The following is a 19,431-nucleotide window of genomic DNA, read 5'->3' as shown; positions in this document are numbered from 1 at the left end:
GTCCCCAATCATCGCCGAGACTCGTACCGGGTCCGAATGCCCAGCCAGGGATCGTCGATCCTAGGGAAAGCGCTCCGCTCGTCACCGCCGCGGCACGTTGGCAGTCTCATCGGTGTCCGGCCGAAACGGCGGCCGGCTTCGAGATGACGGAGTGCGTGATGCCCAAGGCAGTGCGATTCGACGAGTACGGCGCCATCGAGGTGCTGCGGGTCGTGGAGGTGGACCGGCCGGTCCCCGGGGCCGGTCAGGTCCTCGTACGGGTGAAGGCGGCGTCGATCAACCCGGGCGAGGTGTCGATCCGCACCGGGGCGCTGCACGAGAAGTGGCCCGCGACGTTCCCCTCCGGCGAGGGCAGCGACCTGGCCGGGATCGTGGAGGAGGTCGGCGCGGACGTCACCGGCTTCTCCGCCGGGGACGAGGTCATCGGGTTCACCGACGACCGGGCGAGCCACGCCGAGTTCGTCCTCGTCGAGGCCGCGAACCTGATGCCCCGGCCGGCGAACGTCTCATGGGAGCAGGGCGGGTCGCTGTACGTCGCGGGGACGACGGCGTACGCGGCGGTGCGGGCCGTCGCCGCGGGACCGGGTGAGACAGTGGTGATCTCCGCCGCAGCCGGGGGAGTGGGGACGATCGCGGTCCAGCTCGCGCGGCGCGCCGGCGCGACGGTGATCGGGCTGGCGAGCGAGGCCAACCACCAGTGGCTGACGGACCACGGGGCGATCCCCGTCGCGTACGGCGAGGGCGTCGCCGACCGGATCCGGGCCGCCGCTCCCGGCGGAAAGGTCGACGCGTTCGTCGACGCGTTCGGCGACGGCTACGTCGACCTGGCGATCGGGCTCGGCGTCGCTCCGGAGCGGATCGACACCATCAAGGACTGGGGCGCCGCCGCGAAGTACGGCGTCAAGACCGACGCCAACGCGGAGGCGGCCACCGCCGAGGTGGTCGCCGAGCTGGCCGCGCTGGTCGACAAGGGCGAGCTGGAGATCCCGATCGCCCGCACCTACCCGCTCGACGCCGTACGGGACGCCTTCCGCGAGCTGGAGAAGCGCCACACCCGAGGCAAGATCGTCCTGCTGCCGTGACGCGCGGGGGCGGACCTGCCCCGGTCGGGTGTGGCCGTTTCGCGGATGTCCCGGACGTTCTCCTTAGTACCCATCGACGTCGTGGTAGACCGCGGCGTCGCAACCGAAGGAGAGAACATGGCGCGAGTGGAGGAAACCGCCAGCTCGGACGGCAGCCGCGAGAGCAGGCGCACGGGCGTCCCCACCAGCGAGGCCGCGAAGGTCCAGAGGGACCTGGGGGCGGGTGGCGGGTCCACGGTGGTCACTCCGGAGTACGACGCGAACGGCAAGTTCGCCGGGACCCACACCGTGACCACGCGGCGGTAAGGAGGGACCGGCTTCGGGCCGATCCCTCCCCAGCAGCGGCCCTCCCTCTCAACGGGGAGGGCCGCACTGCGTCCGCGTGTCACGACCTCGGCCGACCTCCGCGGTGACCGGGGCGCGGCCCGCCCCGGCCGTGAATCTCGATTCAGTCGACCTCGGCGACGGCCTGGGCGAACTGCGCCTGGTAGAGACGGGCGTAGGCGCCGTCGGCCTTCAGGAGCTCGTCGTGGGTGCCCTGCTCGACGATGCTGCCGGACTCCATGACGAGGATCAGGTCCGCGTCGCGGATCGTGGACAGCCGGTGCGCGATCACGAAGCTGGTCCGTCCCTTGCGCAGGGAGTTCATCGCGCGCTGGATCAGGACCTCGGTGCGGGTGTCGACCGAGCTGGTCGCCTCGTCCAGGATGAGGATCGTGGGCCTGGCGAGGAACGCCCGGGCGATCGTGATCAGCTGTTTCTCACCGGCGCTGACGTTGGAGCCCTCATCGTCGAGGACCGTGTCGTACCCGTCGGGCAGCGTGCGCACGAACCGGTCGACGTGGGTGGCGCGCGCGGCCTCCACGATCCGCTCCTGGGTCGCGTCGGCCGCCCCGTACGCGATGTTCTCGGCGATGGTGCCGCCGAACAGCCAGGCGTCCTGCAGCACCATGCCGGTCTTGGACCGCAGGTCCTCGCGGGTCATCTCGGCGACGTCCACGCCGTCGAGCGTGATCCGGCCGCCCGTGACCTCGTAGAACCGCATCAGCAGGTTGACCAGGGTGGTCTTGCCGGCCCCCGTCGGGCCGACGATGGCGACCGTCTGGCCCGGCTCGACGGACAGGGACAGGTCCTCGATCAGCGGCGTGTCCGGCTTGTAGCGGAAGGACACGTTCTCGAACACCACCCGCCCGCGCACGCCCTCGGGCCGCACCGGCGTCTGCGGGTCCGGATCCTGCTCATCCGCGTCGAGCAGCGCGAACACGCGCTCGGCGGAGGCGACGCCCGACTGCAGCAGGTTCGCCATGCTGGCCACCTGCGTGATGGGCTGGGTGAACTGCCGGGAGTACTGCACGAACGCCTGCACGTCGCCCAGGGACAGCGATCCCGAGGCCACCCGCAGGCCGCCGACGACCGCGACGAGGACGTAGTTCAGGTTGCCGATGAACATCATCGCCGGCTGGATCATGCCGGAGATGAACTGCGCCTTGAAACTCGACGTGTACAGCGTGTCGTTGTGCTCCCGGAAGGTCTCCAGGGACTCCTCCTGCCGGCCGAAGACCTTGACCAGGGAGTGCCCGGTGTACATCTCCTCGATGTGCCCGTTCAGCCGGCCCGTGGTGGCCCACTGCTTGATGAACTGAGGCTGCGCCTTCTTGCCGACCCTGGCCGCGACCAGCACCGAGACCGGCACGGTCACCAGCGCGATCAGCGCCAGCAGCGGCGAGATGACGATCATCATGGTCAGCACGCCGACGATGGTGAGCAGCGAGGTCAGCATCTGGCTGAGCGTCTGCTGCAGCGTCTGGGCGAGGTTGTCGATGTCGTTGGTGACCCGGCTGAGCACCTCACCGTGCGGCTGGCGGTCGAAGTAGCTCAGCGGCAGCCGGGCCAGCTTCAGCTCCGCCTGCTCGCGCAACCGGAACATCGACCGCTGCACGATCGTCGTCGTGAGGCGCCCCTGCACCAGGCCGAGGACCGCGGCCACCGCGAACAGCGCCAGGGCGATCAGCAGCACCGTCCCGACCTTGCCGAAGTCGATGCCGTGGCCGGGCACGAAGTCGATCGAGTTCAGCATGTCCGCGAGGGTGCCGTGGCCGCTGCTCCGCAGGCCGGCGACCACCTCGGCCTTGCTCGTGCCGGCGGGGAACCGGCGGCCGGTGACCCCGGCGAAGATCAGGTCGGTGGCGTGGCCGAGGATCCGCGGGCCGACCACGGTCGTCGCGACGCTCGCGATGGCGAGCAGCAGGGTCACGACGATGAGCGGCCGCTCCGGCCGCAGCATCCGCAGCAGCCGCCGGCTCGACCCGCCGAAGTCCAGCGACTTCTCGGTCGACCGCCCGGCCATGAACCGGGCCGGCCCGTGGGCCGGCCCGCCCGGCCCGGGCCCCCGGCTCGGTACCGCGCGTTCTCCTGAAGGGGATGTCACGCCGCCTCCTGCTCGGTGAGCTGGGAGAGCACGATCTCCCGGTAGGTGTCGTTGGTGGCCATCAGCTCGTGATGGGTGCCGGTTCCGACGACGCGGCCCTCGTCGAGGACGATGATGCGGTCGGCGTGCCGGATGGTGGAGACCCGCTGCGCCACGATGACGACGGTCGCCTCGGCGGTCTCGGCGGTCAGCGCCGCACGCAGGGCCGCGTCGGTCGCGTAGTCCAGCGCGGAGAACGAGTCGTCGAACAGGTAGATCTCGGGCCGGCGGACGAGCGCGCGGGCGATGGCGAGCCGCTGGCGCTGGCCGCCGGAGACGTTGGTGCCGCCCTGGTCGATCTTGGCGTCGAGGCGGCCGTCCATCTTCTCGACGAAGTCCTTGGCCTGGGCGATCTCCAGGGCGTGCCAGAGATCCTCGTCGGTGGCGTCCGGCTTGCCGTACCGCAGGTTGGAGGCGACCGTCCCGGAGAAGAGGTACGGCCGCTGGGGGACGAACGCGACCGCGTCCGACAGCGTCACGGGGCCGAGTTCGCGCACGTCGACGCCGTCGACGAGCACGGCGCCGCCGGTCGCGTCCATGAGCCGGGGGATCAGGTTGAGCAGCGTGGTCTTGCCGCTGCCGGTCGAGCCGATGATCGCCGTGACCTCACCGGGCCGGGCGGTCAGGTCGACGCCGGACAGGACGGGCTCCTCCGCGCCCGGGTAGCGGAACTCCACGTCCCGCAGTTCCAGGTGGCCGTGCACGCTGAGCGTTCGCACCGCGTCCGCCGGCGGGACCACGCTGGAGTCGGTCTCCAGGACCTCCTGGATGCGCTCGGCGCACACCTCCGCGCGCGGCACCATCATGAACATGAAGGTCGCCATCATGACCGCCATGAGGATCTGCATCAGGTAGGTGAGGAACGCGGTCAGCGCGCCGACCTGCATCGAGTTGCTGTTGATCAGGTGGCCGCCGAACCACAGGACGGCGACGCTGGAGACGTTCATCACGAACATCACGATCGGGAACATCAGCGCCATCAGCCGGCCGGTGCCCAGCGACACGTCGAGCAGTTCGGTGTTGGCCGTGGCGAAGCGTCGCTGCTCGGGGAGGTCGCGGACGAAGGCCCGGATGACCCGCACGCCGGTGATCTGCTCGCGGAGCACCCGGTTGATGGTGTCGATGCGGTCCTGCATCAACCGGAACAGCGACCGCATCCGCCTGATGATCAACATGATCACCGTGCCGAGCACGGGCACGATGACCACCAGCAGCGACGACAGCGTGACGTTCTGGTTCAGCGCCAGCACGATGCCGCCGACGCCCATGATCGGCGCCGCGATCATCATGGTGAACGTCATCAGGGCCAGCATCTGGACCTGCTGCACGTCGTTCGTGGTCCGAGTGATCAGCGACGGCGTGCCGAACCGGCCCACCTCGCGGGCCGAGAAGGACTGGACTCGGGCGAAGATGGCGGACCGGATGTCGCGGCCGAGGGCCATCGCGGTACGAGCGCCGAAGTAGACCGCGCAGATGGAGCAGACGATCTGGACGACGGACACGGCGAGCATGACACCGCCGGTGCGCATGATGTAACCCGTGTCGCCCTTCACCACCCCCTGGTCGATGATGTCGGCGTTGAGGGTCGGCAGATAGAGCGTGGCCAGCGTCTGCACCAGCTGGAACGCCACCACGAGGGCGAGCGGCCAGCGATACGGGCGCAGATGGGCGCGCAGAAGTCGGATCAGCACACGGAACTCTCTCTGCGGGGGGACGGCGACGAGGAGGCGCAGCGGCTCTACGGTGGCAAACCACTCCGAGCACGTGCAACCGGAAAAATACCTCCATGACGCGACGTCAGGGCCAGCCCACTCCGGACCGGGCCTCCCGCCGTGGACGGGGACGTTTCCGTCCACGGCGGGAGGATCACCGTCGGGCCCCGCGCGTCCTCACCAGGCGAACGCCTCGGGAGCCGGGCCGGGCCCGGGGAAGATCTCGTCGAGCGCCTTCAGGAACTCATCGGACAGCTCCAGGGTGAGCGCCCGCAGGGCCGAGTCGAGCTGCTCCCGCGTGCGCGGTCCCACGATCGGCCCGGTCACGCCCGGACGGGTCAGCAGCCAGGCCAGGCCCACGTCACCGGGTTCGAAGTCGTACCGCTCGCACAGGTCCTCGTACGCCTGGATCCGCTCGCGCCGGGCCGGGTCGGCCAGCGCCTCCGCGGACCGCCCGGACGTCGAGCGGGCGGCGCCCCCCGCGCGCTCCTTGCGGATCGCCCCGCCGAGCAGCCCGCTGTGCAGCGGCGACCAGGGGATCACGCCGAGCCCGTACGCCTCGGCGGCCGGGATGACCTCCATCTCGGCCCGCCGCTCGATCAGGTTGTACAGGCACTGCTCGCTGACGAGGCCGAGGGAGCCGCGCCGGGCGGCCTGCTCGTTCGCGCGGGCGATGCCCCAGCCCGGGAAGTTGGACGACCCGACGTACAGGATCTTGCCCTGCTGGACGAGGACGTCCATCGCCTGCCAGATCTCCTCCCACGGCGTCGCGCGGTCGATGTGGTGGAACTGGTAGACGTCGATGCGGTCCGTGCCGAGCCGGCGCAGGGAGGCGTCGACGGCACGGCGGATGTTCACCGCGGACAGCTTGTCGTGGTTCGGCCAGACGCCGCCGTCCGTGCTCATGTTCCCGTACACCTTGGTGGCCAGGACCGTCTTGTCCCGCCGGCCGCCGCCCTTGGCGAACCAGGTGCCGACGATCTCCTCGGTACGGCCCTTCTGCGGGGCCCCACCGTAGACGTTCGCCGTGTCGAAGAAGTTGATCCCCGCGTCGAGCGCGGCGTCCATGATCTCGTGACTGTGGGGCTCGTCGGTCTGCGGGCCGAAGTTCATGGTGCCGAGCACCAGCCGACTGACCTTGAGTCCGGTCCGTCCCAGCTGTACGTAGTCCATGACCGCACCCAAGCACCTAGAGCGCACTTCAGGGCAAGTGCGATTGTGCTCACACGCCGGTGCGGAGGTCGTCGAGGGGGCCGGCGGGGAGGGCGATCCAGCCTTCCGATCGCGCCGTCTCGACCTCGCCCGGTTCCGGGGAGGTGGTGCGGTCGAGGGCGGCGGCGCGGGCGGTGAGGGCCGCGACGACCGCGTCCGTCGCGTCGTGCGAGCGGCGGCACAGCGACTCGCACGCGCCGAGGTCGAGCCAGGGCGCGGCAGCCAGGAGGCCGTCGACCAGCCGCCCGAGCGCAGCGACGTCGTGCGCCCGCTTGTACCCCCGGTACGGCAGGCCCCAGAGCCGCAGGGAGGCGGCCGGGTAGACCTCGACCACCACGCCCGTGCCGCACCGGTCCACCGGGCGGCCCTCCCGCGCGAGGCGGGACAGGAGCGCGGCGCAGCGCATCGCGGCGTGGCCGATCCGGTCGGCGGAGACGCTCAGCGGGGTCAGCCCGGTCCGCTCGTGGACGACCCGGTCGGTCAGCCGGAGCGCGAGGTTCCGGCGCCAGTCCCGGCCGCGGGTCCCGACCGGCACGGCGACGTTCCCGGACCGGTGGGCGGCGACGAACTCGACGAAGGGCACCGGCCAGCCGAGCGGGCAGTCGATCCCGGCCTTGTCCGCCGTCAGCAGCGCGTCGACGATCATCTCGTCCTCGCACGCCTGCTGGATCCCGCGAACGGAGCAGCCGTCGCGGTGCCACTCCAGCCGGGCGAGCGCGGTGTTCCCGGCCTCCGCGGCGAGATCCAGTCCGACCGTGAGCACGACCTCACGATAGGCGCACCGCCGGAAAAGTCGCTCCTTTTTAGAGGAATGATGGATGGTGTAGCCGGGGATCCTCCCCGCGACGACGGACCGAGGAGGCGGCGTGAAGTTCGTGATGCGCGAGCGGATGTTCAGCATCGGCGACGATTTCTGGATCGAGGATGAAGCGGGGCAGCGCGTCTTCCTCGTCGACGGCAAGGCGCTGCGACTGCGCCAGACGTTCGAGCTGAAGGGACCGGGCGGGGAGATCTTCGCCGTCATCCGGAAGAAGATGGTCAGCATCCGCGACACCATGCTCATCGAGGCCGAGGGCGGCACCGTCGCGAAGGTGCACAAGAAGCTGTTCAGCCCGCTCCGGCACAAGATGGAGATCGAGCTGGCCGACGGGCAGGAGTGGACCGCGACGGGCGACCTCATCGAGAAGAACTACCGGATCGAGAGCGACCAGGGCGTCGTCGCGGAGACGTCCCGCAAGTGGTTCCGGATCCGCGACACGTACGGCATCGAGGTCTACCACCCCGACGTCCCGCTCGTGCTGGCCGTGGCCGTCGCGGTCGACGAGCTCGCCGAGGACTCGCGGCACCGGGACGACGACTGAGACGGGGGACGCCGGGGCGGGTGCCGTGATCAGTCCGGGCGGCGGAGGACCCGGCGGCGGGTGAACGCCCCGTTGCGGGCGGCCTTGGCGGAGCGCATCCGGTCCAGCTCTTCGGCATCGACGCCGCGCGCGGCGGCGAGGGCGTAGACCACCTCGAGGACGTCGGCGAGCTCCGCCACGTCACCGGACGCGGCGAACTCGCCGATCTCCTCGTACAGCTTCCCGCGCAGCAGCATGAGGTACTCGCCGTCTCCGGCGGTCCGTACGTCGGGGTCGCGGCCGTCGGCGCGGATGAGGTCGGGCACGCGGTCCCGTACGAGCTTCTCCAGGCGGCCGGGGCCGGTCCGGCCCCGATGGGTCAGGTTCCCGTCGCGCCGGTCGAGCGCCTGCACCCACTTCACCGCGACGGCGGCGGTCTGGATCAGCTCGGTCCGCAGCGCCCGCGGGTCGGTCTCGGCCAGCGCCTCGCAGAACTCCTCGGCGAGGATGTGCCGCCAGGTCAGCCGGGCCCCGGCCCACGCCTCCCGGCAGTCGCGCTTGGCGGCGTCGGCCGCGGCGGCGTGTTCGGTCCCGGTGCCGTCCGGGAGGTCCTGCACGCCCCACATCGCGTCCTGCGCCGCGCGCTCGGCGGCGACGTCCGCCAGGACGCGGTCGAGGGAACGCGGAATGTCGGAGTCTCCGGCGGACGGATCACCGTACGGCTCGTCGGCATCGCTCATGCGGTCTCCCTCGTCGGTGGAGTGACCAGAGGCGCCGTGTTCCCGACTTCGCTCGCTCATGGGCCCAGTCTGACGCTCCGTCTCCAGCGCCCGACGCCGTCGCACCGAAGTTGTTGCCGCCCGGTTCCCCGTACGAACAGTTCTCCCTGCGGGAGAAACCCGCGAAGGAAACCTCGATCCAAAACGGAGATGAAGATGAATCTCAAACAATTAGCGGTGAGGCGGCCATGACGAGGCGCATGGTTCTCATGGTCGCCATGGTCCTCCTCGGTGTGCTGGGCGGCCTGGCGTTTCCGCAGGCGACCGGCATCCTGAGCGGACCGTTCTATGCCATGTCGGTGACCGCGTTGCTGGCCGTGGGTCTCTACGGCAGCACGCACGGCATCGACCTCGGGCATCTCCGCTCCGACGCGCGCACCGTCGTACTGGCCGTCACCGTCGGCGTGCTCCTCAAAGCGGTGCTGATCACCGCCGTGCTCCTCGCGGTGTTCCAGAACCCCGCCTATCTGGTGCTCGGCATCGCGGTCGCGCAGATCGATCCGCTGTCGGTCGCCGCACTCGGTGAGTCGTCCCGGCTCTCCCGTCGTGGCCAGGCCCTCCTGCTCGCCTGGGCCTCCTTCGACGACCCGGTGACGACGCTGCTCACCATCTACGTCGCGGCGTTCGCCATGCGGTTCCAAGACGGGGCGGCGACCGTTCACCAGGCCCTCGGCGACCCCGCCATGTTCACCATCGACCTGGTGGGCAATCTGGCGGTGGCCGCCGTCGCGATCGTGCTCTACCGGCTGACCGGCAGGTTTGCGCCGCGCCGGCAGTTCCCGGTGGGGTGCGCCATCCTGGCGGTCGTGTTCGCGGTCGGCGTCTGGCAGACCTGGGTGCTGGCCGTCGCGCTCGTCGGGCTGAAAGTCCGGCCGCGGCTTCCCGGACGGCCGGCGGCCGTCCAGGGAGTCCTGGACAAGGCCGTCAACGTGGCCTTCCTCCTGGCGGCCGTACTCCTCGGCGTCGTCCTGTCGGCGGGAGTCTCACCGGTTCCCGGGATCGTCCTGGGCGTGACCGCCTTCCTGGCGCACGCCCTGGTGAGCCTGCCGCTGACGCGATCACACACCCGCGCCGACAGGGTGCTGCTGGCGCTGGCCCAACAGAACGGGATCACGGCGATCACCCTGGCGCTGCTGCTGGAGCCGTTCTTCAGCGGCACCGTCGCGGTCGTCGCCCCCGCGATCCTCGTGATCAACCTGCTGTACCTGCTGAGCAACGCCGTGTTCGCCGCCCGAACGCGGCGGCGTGCGGGGGTCGCAGTCCGCTGAACCGGGCGAACGCCCTCAACCGCGCCCCGTCCCCGTCAGGAGACGGGGCGCACTGTTCCCCGGTGTCAGGAGCCGGCGCGGCGGGCGCGGGCGCGGCGCTTGCCCTCGTGCATCGCCTGCACCCGGGCGACCGGGATCGTACGGCCCTCGGCGACGAGATCCGGATCGAGCGGCTGCGGGCCGGGCATCCACGCGGACCAGGGGTCGCCCTCGGCGAGCAGGCGGCGCGCGGTCCGCATCGTGAAGTCCGCCGGCGTCACCTCGTCCAGGTCGTCCCACGCGACGGGGAACGAGACGGGCACCCCGGGCCGTACGCGCGGGCTGTAGACGGCCACCACCGTCGCCCCGCCCGCCCGGGTCGAGTCGATGAACACCTTGCCGCCCCGGTCCGCACGGATGAACGCCGTGGTGGCGAGCGCCGGGTCCAGGCGTTCGGCGCGCGCCCCGATCGCCCGGGTCGCCGCGGCGGCCTCCTCCGCGGTCACCCGCCCGTCGAGCGGGACGAACACGTGGACGCCCTTCGCGCCGCTCGTCTTGACCACGCCGGTGAGGCCGGTGTCCGTCAGGACCTCGCGGACGAGGCGGGCCGCGCGGACGGCGAGGCCGAACGCGCCCGCGTCCGGCGGATCGATGTCGAGCACCAGGTGGGTGACCTGTTCGCCGCGCAGGAGCGCGGGGTGGTACTCGACGGCGCGCTGGTTGGCGAACCACAGCAGCGTCCGCCGGTCCTCGCAGACCGCGTACGTCACCTGGCGGTGGGACGCCTCCGCCCACACCCGTACGGCCGGTATCCACGACGGGGCGTACTTCGGAAGGTTCTTCTGCATGAACGGCGCCTGGCCGCGCAGCGCCCGGATCACCGACAGCGGACGCTCCCGCAGGTTCGGGATGATCCGGTCGGCGACCGCGTCGAGGTAGTCCACCAGTTCGCGCTTCGTCGCCCCGGCCCCCTCGAAGAGGGGCTGGTCCAGGTTGGTCAGGGTCACGCCGTCCCGCTGCTCGCCGTCCCCGCTCATCGCCCCATCCTCCGCCGTACCGGTCGGAGTCGTCCATGCCCCCGCCGGGCGCCGCCATGCGGTTTCACGGTCGATCGCCGGACGCCATGGCCGCCGGCTCCGGCGATGACGGCTCCGGTACGGGCTCCGGCTCGCCGCGCAGGCCGGGGGCCAGCAGGGCGGTGACCGCCACCGAGCCCGCCGCCATCACGGCCATGGCCGTCGCGGGGGAGACGTGCTGGGCGACCGCTCCGGCGAGGGCGGCGCCGACGCCCTGCATGGTGAGCATGCCGGCGGAGTGCAGGCCCAGCGCCTGCCCGTGCACGTCCTTCGGCGTGAGGGTCATCAGGCGGTCCTGCAGCAGGAGCGTGGCCGAGTACCCGATCGAGGCGAGCGCGATCGCGGCCACGGCGAGGCCCAGGCCGGGGTGCGCGGCGAAGACGAGGTACGGCGCGGCGAGCAGCAGGCGCAGCGGGGCGTCGAGCCGCCGCCGCCAGCCCGCTGGGACGAACCGGCCGGTCAGCGTGTCGCCGAGCAGCATCCCCCCGGCCGCGAACGCGAACAGCAGTCCGGCGTGCCGGGGCGCGTACGGGACGAACAGCGACTCGCAGCCGACGATCAGGCCGTTCGGCACCCACAGGGCCAGGTAGACGTACCGGCGGGGCGGTGAGGACCACAGCCGCGCGTTCGTCCGCCAGGTCGCGGCGATCGACGGCCGCCCCGCGGCCCGCGGCGGGCGGTCGCCGAGACCGAAGCGCGCGACGGCCGCCGTGGCGAGGTAGAGGGCCGCGCCGGTCAGCAGCGTGCCGCGCGGGGACAGGAGCGTCACCAGCCCGCCTCCCACGGCGAACCCGCAGATCTGCATGGCGCCGACGGACATGTTCAGCACCGAACGGCCGAGCAGGTAATCCTTGCCGGGAAGGATCTCGCTGAGCAGCCCGTACCGCACCCCGCCGGCCACCGAACCCACCAGCCCCAGCAACATGATCACGACGAAGACGGCCCACAGGGGCAGGCCCGGGACGGCCAGCACGGCGGTGCCGAGCCCGAAGGCCAGCGCCAGGCCCGTCGTCGCGGCGCGGGGCGGCAGCCGGTCGGCCGCCGACAGCAGCGCCGTCGCCCCGATCACCTGCGCCAGAGACGGGCCGAACATGCTGAGCGCGGACAACAGCGGCGAGCCCGTGGCCGCGTAGACGAGCGTGCCCAGGGCCAGGCCGCTGACGGTCGACGCCGCGACCTGCGTCGACGCGGTCGCGAACAGCGGCGTGAACTCGGGCGTGCGAAAGAGCCCGCGATAGGTGGTCGGCATGGTCGGGAGTCTCACGCCCGGCGGAACGAGGCCGTTAATGTTTCGCGGGGAGGCGAAACATGAGCTGGTGGCGGATCAGCACGGACACGCTGGCGGAGAGCCGGTTCGTGGTCTCGGCGCTGGCCGAGACCACCGCGTGCCTCCTGGCGCTGCACAAGGACGTGGCCGCGCACCCCGGCGAGCGCCAGTGGCTCGACGCCCGCCTTCCCGCCTACCGGGCGCGGCTGGCCGCCGATCCGATCACCGCGCTGCTCGTGTGGTCCGCGCTGCGGCCGGGCTGGATCGCGGACTTCGTGGTCCCCCCGGCCTCCGGCGTGGCGGCTCCGGCCTTCCACGACGAACTGGCGCCGATTCGCGAGACACCCGCCGACCAGGTCCATGAGGACCTCGAGGTCGCGCTGCGGGGCCCCGTCCCGGCAGGACTGCGTCGGCCGGATCTGGCCGAGCGTCTCGCCGACCTGCTCGAGTGGTTGTGGACGGAGCTGGTCCGGCCGGATTGGGCGCGACGCCGGCGCGTCATCGAGGCCGACGTCGTCGCGCGGACCGCGCAGCTCGGCCAGGCGGGCTGGGCCGCCGCCTTCGACGCGATGCGTCCGGGGATGCGCTGGCTGGGGGAGGGCCGTCTGCAGGTCAACCGGTACGACTTCCCACCCAGGGACCTTTCCGGAGCGCGGCTGCTGTTCGTCCCCGTGACGCCCGGCGTCGGCTGGGTCTCCTGGGCGGCCGACCGGTACGCCGTGATGTACCCGTGCTCCGGCGTGCTCGCCGAACCCGACCCCGTCCCCGTGCCCGACGCTCTGGGCGCCCTGCTGGGACCCGCGCGGGCGCGCGTCCTCGTCCTCCTGGACACGCCCAAGACCACGACGCAGTTGGTCGCCCTGACCGGCCAGGGACTCGGCTCGGTCGGCCGCCACCTGAGGATCCTGCTCGACGCCCGGCTCGTCCGGCGCCGACGCGCCGGACGAGCCGTCCTCTACGATCGCACCGCCGCCGGCGAGGTCCTGGTCCGCGCCCAGGCGCCCCGCTGACGGCGGCGGACGTCAGGCCTCGGCCCGCAGCGGCCGGAAGAAGGCGCGCAGGTCGGTGACCACCTGCTCGGGCTCCTCATGGGACATGAAGTGCCCGCCTCGTTCGGGCCGGTGCCAGTGGCGCAGGTCCGTGAGCACCCGCTCCACGAGGCTCTTCGGCAGGGTCCGCAGCGCGGGTTCGTTGCTCAGGGTCACCGCTCCCGGAACGGTGATCCGCGGGACCGGCGGGTTGAGCGGATAGTCGTAGTACTGCTGGAACGACGACCCGATCGTGCCGGTCGCCCAGTAGAGGGTCGCGATCGTGCACAGGGTGTCCTTGTCCCAGCGGGTCTCGAGGTCACCCCCGCAGTCGCTCCAGTCCCGGTACTTGTCGATGATCCAGGCGGCGAGCCCGGCGGGGGAGTCCATGAGACCGGCGGCGACCGTGTCCGGCCGGGTGCACATGATCTCGCTGTATCCGCCGTCCTGCTCGTCGTACGCGCGCAGGTCGTCGAGGAACGCCTGCTCCTCGGCGGTCGGCGGCCGGTCGCCGAAGTCGGCGGTGATCACCGCCGACGTGAGGTGGACGCCGACCAGGCTCTCCGGGAACAGCGCGCCCAGCCACTGGGTGACGCCGCCCCCGATGTCCCCGCCGAACGCCCCGAACCGCCGGTGGCCGAGGGTCTCGGTCATCAGCGAGTGCCAGATCCGGGCGGTGCCCTGGCGGGTGAAGGGACCGTCCGGCAGTTCGGAGAACAGGAACCCGGGCAGCGAGGGGATGACCACGTCGAAGGCGTCGGCGGGGTCGCCGCCGTACGCGGCCGGGTCGGCCAGGCGACGGGCGACGCCCAGCATCTCGACGAAACTGCTCGGCCAGCCGTGCGTCAGCACGAGGGGGAGCGGCTCGGGCCCGCCTTCGGGGCGCACGCCGCGCACGTGCACGAAGTGCACCTGCCGGCCGGCCACCTCGGCGAGGTAGTGCGGGAAGGCGTTCAGCGCCTTCTCCGCCGCGCGCCAGTCGAACTCGTTCGCCCAGTACGCGACGAGCTCGCGCAGGTAGCCGGGATCGGTGCCGGCCGCCCACGAGGTGGTGTCGGACGCCGTCGTGAACCGCGTCCGCGCGAGACGCGCGCGCAGGTCGTCGAGGACGTCGTCGGAAACGGAGATCTGGAAAGGCGTGACTGTCATGGTTCCTTCGCTGAGGAGTGTGTACGGACGGACACCCCTCGGCGCGGGTCAGACGGCCGCGACGGCGAGGAGCGCCCGGAAAGGACCGGTCATCGTCATCGGGCTCACCTCCTCGCGTCCATTCCGCTGGCGAGGAGAGTAACAGCGGGGGCCCCACTCCGAAAGGGGCGGTTTTCCGCCACCGGGGTCGCCGGCGCCCGCGAGACCTTCACCGCCGGCGTACGACGAGCACGGCGGAGTCGACCTTCGGCCGGCGGGCTGGACACCACGCGGAACGGCCGGTCCGGCAGGCGCAGCGACCGGGCGTCGGTTTCGGCCGCCCCCCGGACGGCTGCGGCCCGTGGATGGCCGGAGCCGAGGTCGGGTGTGCGTATCGCTCGGTCGACGCCGGGCGCGTCAGCCCTCAAAGGGGCGAAAATCGGTCGGCCCGGGCGGGTGCGGCGGTCCTTTTCCGAGGCTTCGGCGCGAGGGCGTCGCCGGGAACGGCGCGGTATGGCGAAGGCGAGATCCGGGGGGCGGGCCGGGGTCAGGGGTCGGAGCGGCGGGCGGTGTGGGAGGCGGCCTCGGCGGCGGCCGTGGCGGCGTCCCCGGCCCGGATGGCCGCGAGCAGCCGGGAATGGTCCATGTAGCCCTCGGGGGACAGCTCGGCGCCGAAGTGCTCGCGCAGCGACTCCCGGATCACCTGTCCGAGGTCCGCGTACAGCTCGGCCAGCACCTCGTTGTGGGACGCGGCGACGACCGCCAGGTGGAACGCCGCGTCCGCGTCGACGAACGCGTCCCGGTCGCCGGACGTCCAGGCCTTCTCCCGGCGTTCCAGGAGGGTGTCGAGCCGCCGCAGGTCCTCGTCGGTGCGCCGTTCGGCGGCCAGCCCGGCCGCCGCGGCCTCCAGCGCGCCTCGCACCTCGACGACGTCGCGCCGGCCGACCTCGGCGAAGCGGCGCTGCATCACGCCGGACAGCTCGCTGGTCGCCACGACGTAGGTCCCGGAGCCCTGGCGGATGTCCAGCATCCCGTTGTGCGCCAGCGCCCGTACGGCCTCCCGGACGGTGTTGCGGGCGACGCCCAGTTGCTCGACCAGCTCCGGTTCGGTCGGGATGCGGGATCCGACCGGCCAGGTGCCGGAGGTGATCTGCTGCCGCAGCCGCGCGATCACCTGGTCCGACAGGGCGGCCCGGCGGGGGACCGGTGCGAGATTCATCCCATCATTCTACGATTGGCGCTATGTCGAATCATGAGGCGGTTCGTCCGCATTGTGCGGAACCGCCGCAGGACCTCACCGCGTCCCCCGTCGCCGGCCGACGGCTGGCGGCGGTGGCCCTGGTCCTGGCCGCGCTCAACCTCCGCCCCGCCGTCACGAGCCTGGGCCCGGTGCTCGAAGAGGTGCGCTCCACGCTCGGGATGAGCGCCACCGTCGCCGGGCTGCTCACCTCGCTGCCGGAGGTGTGCTTCGCGCTCGTCGGGTTCGCCGCGCCCCGGTTCGCCCGCCGGTACGGGACCGACGGAGTCATCGCCATCGGCGCCGTGGCGCTCGCGGCGGGCCTGGTCACGCGGCCCTTCGCGTCGGGCACCCTCGTGTTCATCGCGCTGAGCGCCGTCGCGCTGGCCGGCATCGCGGCGACCAACGTGCTGCTGCCGGTGGTGGTCAAGCAGCGTTTCCCGGACCGGGTCGGCGCGATGACCGGCGTCTACTCGACGGCGCTCAACGTCGGCGCCTGCGCGGCCGCCGCCGGCACCGTTCCGCTGGTCCGGGCGTTCGGCGGGCGCTGGGAGGCCGGTCTTGGCTCCTGGGCGGTGCTCGCCGTCGCCGCCGTTCCGGCGTGGCTGGTTCTCGGACGCCGCCGGAGCGCGTCCGCCGTCCGCGCGCCGGGGCCCGCCGTGTCGGACGGCGGGTCCGGCGTGCGCATCAGCCGGAGCCCCACCGCCTGGGCGCTCGCGGTGTTCTTCGGCCTGCAGGCCGGCGGCGCGTACGTCATCATCGGCTGGCTGCCGCAGATGTTCCGTGACGCCGGGCTGTCGGCGGAGACGGCGGGCCTGCTGTTCGCGGGCACCTCTCTGCTCAGCGTGCCCCTGTCCTACCCGCTGTCCGCCCTCGCGGGCCGCCTGCGCGACCAGAGCGGCCTGGCGGCGGGCCTCGCCGTGTGCGGTCTGGCCGGATTCGCCGGGCTCTGGGCCGCGCCGGCCGGAGCGCCCTGGCTGTGGGCGATGCTGCTCGGACTCTCCAACTGCGCCTTTCCGCTGGCTCTGGCCATGATCGGAATGCGGGGGCAGGACGGCGCCACGGTGGCCCGGCTGTCCGCCTTCGCGCAGAGCACGGGCTACCTCATCTCGATCCCCGTGCCGGTCCTCGTCGGGGTGTTCTACCAGCACAGCGGCGGCTGGCGGACGCCGCTGACCCTCATGGCCGTCCTCATGGTGCTGCAACTCGTGGCCGGCCTCGTCGCGGGCCGCGACCGCCGGATCGGCTGACACCCCTAGGATCGGCCGGGTGCGGAGCGAGGAGACGACGATGGCCCACGGCGCCGAGCCGCGACTGACGGAGGTGGCGCCGGGCGTGCACGCCTGGGTGCAGCCGGACGGCTCCTGGTGGATCAACAACGCCGGGGCGGTGCAGGGGGACGACGGGGTGATCCTCGTCGACACCTGCGCGACCGCCGCGCGCACCCGGCGGTTCCTCGCCGCGGTCGACGCGGCGACCGGCGGCGACCCGGTACGGATGGCGGTCAACACGCACCTCCACGGGGACCACACGTACGGGAACGCGCTGCTCCCCGACTCCGCCGTGGTGGTCGGGCACCGGGCGACGCGCGAGGGACTGCTGGCGGACTTCATACTCAAGGGCACGCCGCCGATCTGGTCGCCGTCCCCGGACTGGGGCGTCTCGGACGTCCGGCCGCCGACCGTCGTTCTCGACGACGCGCTGACGCTCTTCACGGGCGAGCGGCGGATCGAGCTCCGGCACCCGGGACACCGGGCCCACACGGCCGGGGACGTGGTCGCGTGGCTGCCGGAGGAGCAGGTGCTGTTCACCGGCGACCTGATCTTCCACGAGGTGACGCCGCTGGTCTTCATGGGGTCCGTCGAGGGGGCGCTGCGCTCGCTGGAGTGGCTGGCGGGCTTCGGCGCCCGTACGGTCGTGCCCGGCCACGGGGCGCTCATCACCGGTGACCTCGCGCCCGTCCTGGCGGCGCACGAGGCGTACTACCGCCTCATCCTCGACACCGCGCGGCGCGGCCGGGCGGAGGGACTCACCCCGCTGGAGGCCGCCCGTACGTGCGACCTCGGCCCGTTCGCCGGATGGCCGGACCGCGAGCGCGTCGTCCTCAACCTGCACCGCGCGTACGCGGACGCCGAAGGCGGCGATCTCGACCTGATCGCCGCCTTCACCGACGCCATCGCCTACAACGGCGGCCCGCTGCGCTGCGCCGTCTGACCGGCGCCGCTCAGCGCCGCCCGGCCAGGGATGCGCGCGAGACCGGGAAGTCGAAGTAGGTGTTCGAGAACGGCTCGGGCTGGTAGGTGTAGTGCCACCACTCCTCGGCCAGGTTGACGAATCCGGCGGCCTCCATGGCGTTCTTCAGCAGCAGCCGGTTCGCGTGCTGCGTGCCCTGGATTCGCGGGTCGAGCGTGTGGGCGAGCGTGTCGAAGCAGTCGAACCCGGTCCCCATGTCGATCGAGTTGTCGGGGAACCGCTCGGACTGCGGCGCGTAGCAGGGCACGAGGCGCTGGCCGGGGTGGTACGGCTGCGTCGGCCGCGCGGGCAGCTTCACGACCGTGAGGTCCATCGTGCTGCCCCGGCTGTGCCCGGACTTCTCGGCGATGTAGCCGTCCGCGAACAGCCGCGACTTGTCCACGCGCGGGTAGAACTCGGCCTTCATCTGGGTGGCCTTCGGGTCCTCGGCCCACTTGACGAAGTCGTTCACCGCGCGCTGCGGGCGGTAGCAGTCGTACACCTTCAGCGAGTAGCCCCGGCGCAGCAGCTTCCCCTGCACCTTGTGCAGGGCCTGGGCGGCCGGCCTGGTCAGGATGCAGATCGGCTGGCGGTATCCGTCGATGGGCCGGCCGACGAAGTTGTGCTTCGTCGGGTAGCGCATCTCCTGGATGATCGTCGGATCGACGTCGCTGAGCGCGACGAACTCCTTGGGAGCCTTCGGCTCCGTACGCGCGTGCGCCGCCGGTGACACGGCGGTAACGGCCAGCAGCGCCGCGAGCGCGACGGTCAGGCGACGGAGAACGGTGGCGGGTTTCTGCATCCCTCTGGCCTATCAGGTCGGGCGCGCCGCGCGAAACCCTCCCGTCGCTCGGCCGAGCCCGGTCGCTCGCTCAGCCGAACCGTCCGCTGAGCGAGCGGAAGACGCCCGGCGCCGCGCCCCGGAGCCGGGAGGGCAGGCGGAGCCAGCACGGCACGTAGCATTCCGCGCGGTCCCGCTCGACCGCGGCCACCACCGCCCGCGCGACCCGCTCGGGCGGGACCGGGCGGGGCCACCGGCGGGCGTACGGCCGGCCGCGCCGGACGAAGAACGGCGTGTCGACGACGCCGGGCAGCACCACCGACACCCCGACGTCGCGCAGTTCGTGACGGAGCCCCTCCGCGAACACGATCAGCCCGGCCTTGGTCGCCGAGTACACGGCCTCCTCCCGTACGCCGACGGCACCCGCGATGGAGGAGACGAACACCACGTGCCCGCCGCCCCGCTCGACCATGCCGGGCAGCAGGAGCCGGGTCAGCTGGATCGGCGCGGTGAGGTTGACGGCGGCGAGCCGATCGACGGCCTTGCCCGGCATGCGTGTCAGCGGCCCCGCCCAGCCCGCCCCGGCGTTGCTCACCAGGACGTCGACCGGCCCGGCACGCGAGGCCAGCCGGGCGACGTCCCAGGCCAGATCACCCGCGATCACCCGCCCGCCGGTCTCGGCGGCCACGGCGTCGAGCCGCCGCCGGTCCCGCCCCGCCAGGACGAGCCGGGCCCCGGCCTGCGCCATCTCCCGCGCGGTCGCCGCCCCGATCCCCGAGGACGCCCCAGTGATCAGCACCCGCGCCCCACTCAGCCGCATGCTCAATCCGTTCCCCGCGCGAA

Annotated in this window: 18 protein-coding genes; 7 read left to right on the top strand and 11 right to left on the bottom strand. The window is 72.3% G+C overall.

Annotated elements, in window-relative coordinates:
• Positions 1–158 precede the first annotated feature (158 nt).
• Both ABD978_RS32765 and ABD978_RS32760 read left to right on the top strand, forming a co-directional pair.
• Positions 159–1,082, top strand: a complete 924-nt coding sequence (locus ABD978_RS32765; RefSeq protein ID WP_345363415.1) for an NADP-dependent oxidoreductase — start codon at positions 159–161, stop codon at positions 1,080–1,082.
• A 117-nt stretch (positions 1,083–1,199) separates the two neighbouring features.
• Entirely contained in the window at positions 1,200–1,388 is a 189-nt protein-coding gene (locus ABD978_RS32760) for a hypothetical protein (RefSeq protein ID WP_345363413.1), read from the top strand.
• 142 nt (positions 1,389–1,530) lie between these two features.
• Here ABD978_RS32760 and ABD978_RS32755 read toward each other — a convergent pair whose 3' ends face one another.
• From ABD978_RS32755 to ABD978_RS32740, 4 genes are all read right to left on the bottom strand, one after another.
• A complete protein-coding gene (locus tag ABD978_RS32755) occupies positions 1,531–3,510 on the bottom strand; it encodes an ABC transporter ATP-binding protein (protein ID WP_345363411.1) in 1,980 nt (659 codons plus the stop codon).
• Positions 3,507–5,240: an ABC transporter ATP-binding protein gene (locus tag ABD978_RS32750; protein WP_345363409.1), complete on the bottom strand. Its 1,734-nt coding sequence runs from the start codon at positions 5,238–5,240 to the stop codon at positions 3,507–3,509. The genes ABD978_RS32755 and ABD978_RS32750 overlap by 4 nt, the downstream gene beginning before the upstream one ends.
• A gap of 198 nt (positions 5,241–5,438) precedes the next feature.
• Positions 5,439–6,434, bottom strand: coding sequence for an aldo/keto reductase (locus tag ABD978_RS32745; RefSeq protein ID WP_345363407.1), 996 nt, complete (start codon positions 6,432–6,434; stop codon positions 5,439–5,441).
• A 49-nt stretch (positions 6,435–6,483) separates the two neighbouring features.
• Positions 6,484–7,236, bottom strand: a complete 753-nt coding sequence (locus tag ABD978_RS32740) for a DUF429 domain-containing protein (RefSeq protein WP_345363405.1) — start codon at positions 7,234–7,236, stop codon at positions 6,484–6,486.
• Positions 7,237–7,339: 103 nt separating this feature from the next.
• Between ABD978_RS32740 and ABD978_RS32735 the strand changes: the two genes are divergently transcribed.
• Entirely contained in the window at positions 7,340–7,834 is a 495-nt protein-coding gene (locus ABD978_RS32735) for an LURP-one-related/scramblase family protein (RefSeq protein ID WP_345363403.1), read from the top strand.
• Between the two features lie 29 nt (positions 7,835–7,863).
• On the opposite strand, the gene ABD978_RS32730 is transcribed toward ABD978_RS32735, so the two are convergent.
• A complete protein-coding gene (locus ABD978_RS32730) occupies positions 7,864–8,553 on the bottom strand; it encodes a nucleoside triphosphate pyrophosphohydrolase (RefSeq protein ID WP_345363401.1) in 690 nt (229 codons plus the stop codon).
• Between the two features lie 227 nt (positions 8,554–8,780).
• Here ABD978_RS32730 and ABD978_RS32725 point away from each other — a divergent pair, with 227 nt between their 5' ends.
• A complete protein-coding gene (locus tag ABD978_RS32725) occupies positions 8,781–9,860 on the top strand; it encodes a cation:proton antiporter (RefSeq protein ID WP_345363399.1) in 1,080 nt (359 codons plus the stop codon).
• Positions 9,861–9,925: 65 nt separating this feature from the next.
• Here the strand turns inward: ABD978_RS32725 and ABD978_RS32720 are convergent, their stop codons facing one another.
• The gene (locus ABD978_RS32720; protein ID WP_345363397.1) at positions 9,926–10,876 is read right to left on the bottom strand and encodes a DNA polymerase domain-containing protein; all 951 of its coding nucleotides are present in this window, start codon (positions 10,874–10,876) and stop codon (positions 9,926–9,928) included.
• A gap of 64 nt (positions 10,877–10,940) precedes the next feature.
• Complete coding sequence (locus ABD978_RS32715) at positions 10,941–12,164, bottom strand: MFS transporter (RefSeq protein WP_345363396.1); 1,224 nt, start codon at positions 12,162–12,164, stop codon at positions 10,941–10,943.
• 59 nt (positions 12,165–12,223) lie between these two features.
• Between ABD978_RS32715 and ABD978_RS32710 the strand changes: the two genes are divergently transcribed.
• A complete protein-coding gene (locus tag ABD978_RS32710; protein WP_345363394.1) occupies positions 12,224–13,192 on the top strand; it encodes an ArsR family transcriptional regulator in 969 nt (322 codons plus the stop codon).
• Between the two features lie 12 nt (positions 13,193–13,204).
• Here the strand turns inward: ABD978_RS32710 and ABD978_RS32705 are convergent, their stop codons facing one another.
• Positions 13,205–14,359, bottom strand: coding sequence for an epoxide hydrolase family protein (locus tag ABD978_RS32705; RefSeq protein ID WP_345363392.1), 1,155 nt, complete (start codon positions 14,357–14,359; stop codon positions 13,205–13,207).
• Positions 14,360–14,885: 526 nt separating this feature from the next.
• Entirely contained in the window at positions 14,886–15,557 is a 672-nt protein-coding gene (locus ABD978_RS32700; RefSeq protein WP_345363390.1) for a FadR/GntR family transcriptional regulator, read from the bottom strand.
• A gap of 23 nt (positions 15,558–15,580) precedes the next feature.
• Between ABD978_RS32700 and ABD978_RS32695 the strand changes: the two genes are divergently transcribed.
• Positions 15,581–16,825 (top strand): CynX/NimT family MFS transporter, encoded by a 1,245-nt coding sequence (locus tag ABD978_RS32695; protein WP_345363388.1) that lies wholly within the window; start codon positions 15,581–15,583, stop codon positions 16,823–16,825.
• A 40-nt stretch (positions 16,826–16,865) separates the two neighbouring features.
• Positions 16,866–17,789: an MBL fold metallo-hydrolase gene (locus ABD978_RS32690; RefSeq protein ID WP_345363723.1), complete on the top strand. Its 924-nt coding sequence runs from the start codon at positions 16,866–16,868 to the stop codon at positions 17,787–17,789.
• 10 nt (positions 17,790–17,799) lie between these two features.
• On the opposite strand, the gene ABD978_RS32685 is transcribed toward ABD978_RS32690, so the two are convergent.
• Both ABD978_RS32685 and ABD978_RS32680 read right to left on the bottom strand, forming a co-directional pair.
• Complete coding sequence (locus tag ABD978_RS32685) at positions 17,800–18,609, bottom strand: M15 family metallopeptidase (protein ID WP_345363386.1); 810 nt, start codon at positions 18,607–18,609, stop codon at positions 17,800–17,802.
• Between the two features lie 70 nt (positions 18,610–18,679).
• Positions 18,680–19,408, bottom strand: a complete 729-nt coding sequence (locus tag ABD978_RS32680) for an SDR family NAD(P)-dependent oxidoreductase (RefSeq protein WP_345363384.1) — start codon at positions 19,406–19,408, stop codon at positions 18,680–18,682.
• Positions 19,409–19,431: the final 23 nt, after the last annotated feature.

The sequence above is a fragment of the Actinoallomurus liliacearum genome, from assembly GCF_039542035.1.
Lineage (GTDB): Bacteria > Actinomycetota > Actinomycetes > Streptosporangiales > Streptosporangiaceae > Actinoallomurus > Actinoallomurus liliacearum.
Note: the sequence above shows the minus strand (reverse complement) of the source record. Positions and strands in the feature narration are given on the sequence as shown.

Excerpts from the sequence above, each read along its gene's own strand:
- ABD978_RS32690 (WP_345363723.1), top strand. The coding sequence starts at position 16,866 with ATGGCCCACGGCGCCGAGCCGCGACTGACGGAGGTGGCGCCGGGCGTG.
- ABD978_RS32730 (WP_345363401.1), bottom strand. The coding sequence starts at position 8,553 with ATGAGCGATGCCGACGAGCCGTACGGTGATCCGTCCGCCGGAGACTCC.
- ABD978_RS32685 (WP_345363386.1), bottom strand. The coding sequence starts at position 18,609 with ATGCAGAAACCCGCCACCGTTCTCCGTCGCCTGACCGTCGCGCTCGCG.
- ABD978_RS32715 (WP_345363396.1), bottom strand. The coding sequence starts at position 12,164 with ATGCCGACCACCTATCGCGGGCTCTTTCGCACGCCCGAGTTCACGCCG.
- ABD978_RS32720 (WP_345363397.1), bottom strand. The coding sequence starts at position 10,876 with ATGAGCGGGGACGGCGAGCAGCGGGACGGCGTGACCCTGACCAACCTG.
- ABD978_RS32745 (WP_345363407.1), bottom strand. The coding sequence starts at position 6,434 with ATGGACTACGTACAGCTGGGACGGACCGGACTCAAGGTCAGTCGGCTG.
- ABD978_RS32680 (WP_345363384.1), bottom strand. The coding sequence starts at position 19,408 with ATGCGGCTGAGTGGGGCGCGGGTGCTGATCACTGGGGCGTCCTCGGGG.
- ABD978_RS32725 (WP_345363399.1), top strand. The coding sequence starts at position 8,781 with ATGACGAGGCGCATGGTTCTCATGGTCGCCATGGTCCTCCTCGGTGTG.
- ABD978_RS32700 (WP_345363390.1), bottom strand. The coding sequence starts at position 15,557 with ATGAATCTCGCACCGGTCCCCCGCCGGGCCGCCCTGTCGGACCAGGTG.
- ABD978_RS32760 (WP_345363413.1), top strand. The coding sequence starts at position 1,200 with ATGGCGCGAGTGGAGGAAACCGCCAGCTCGGACGGCAGCCGCGAGAGC.
- ABD978_RS32710 (WP_345363394.1), top strand. The coding sequence starts at position 12,224 with ATGAGCTGGTGGCGGATCAGCACGGACACGCTGGCGGAGAGCCGGTTC.
- ABD978_RS32765 (WP_345363415.1), top strand. The coding sequence starts at position 159 with ATGCCCAAGGCAGTGCGATTCGACGAGTACGGCGCCATCGAGGTGCTG.
- ABD978_RS32705 (WP_345363392.1), bottom strand. The coding sequence starts at position 14,359 with ATGACAGTCACGCCTTTCCAGATCTCCGTTTCCGACGACGTCCTCGAC.
- ABD978_RS32695 (WP_345363388.1), top strand. The coding sequence starts at position 15,581 with ATGTCGAATCATGAGGCGGTTCGTCCGCATTGTGCGGAACCGCCGCAG.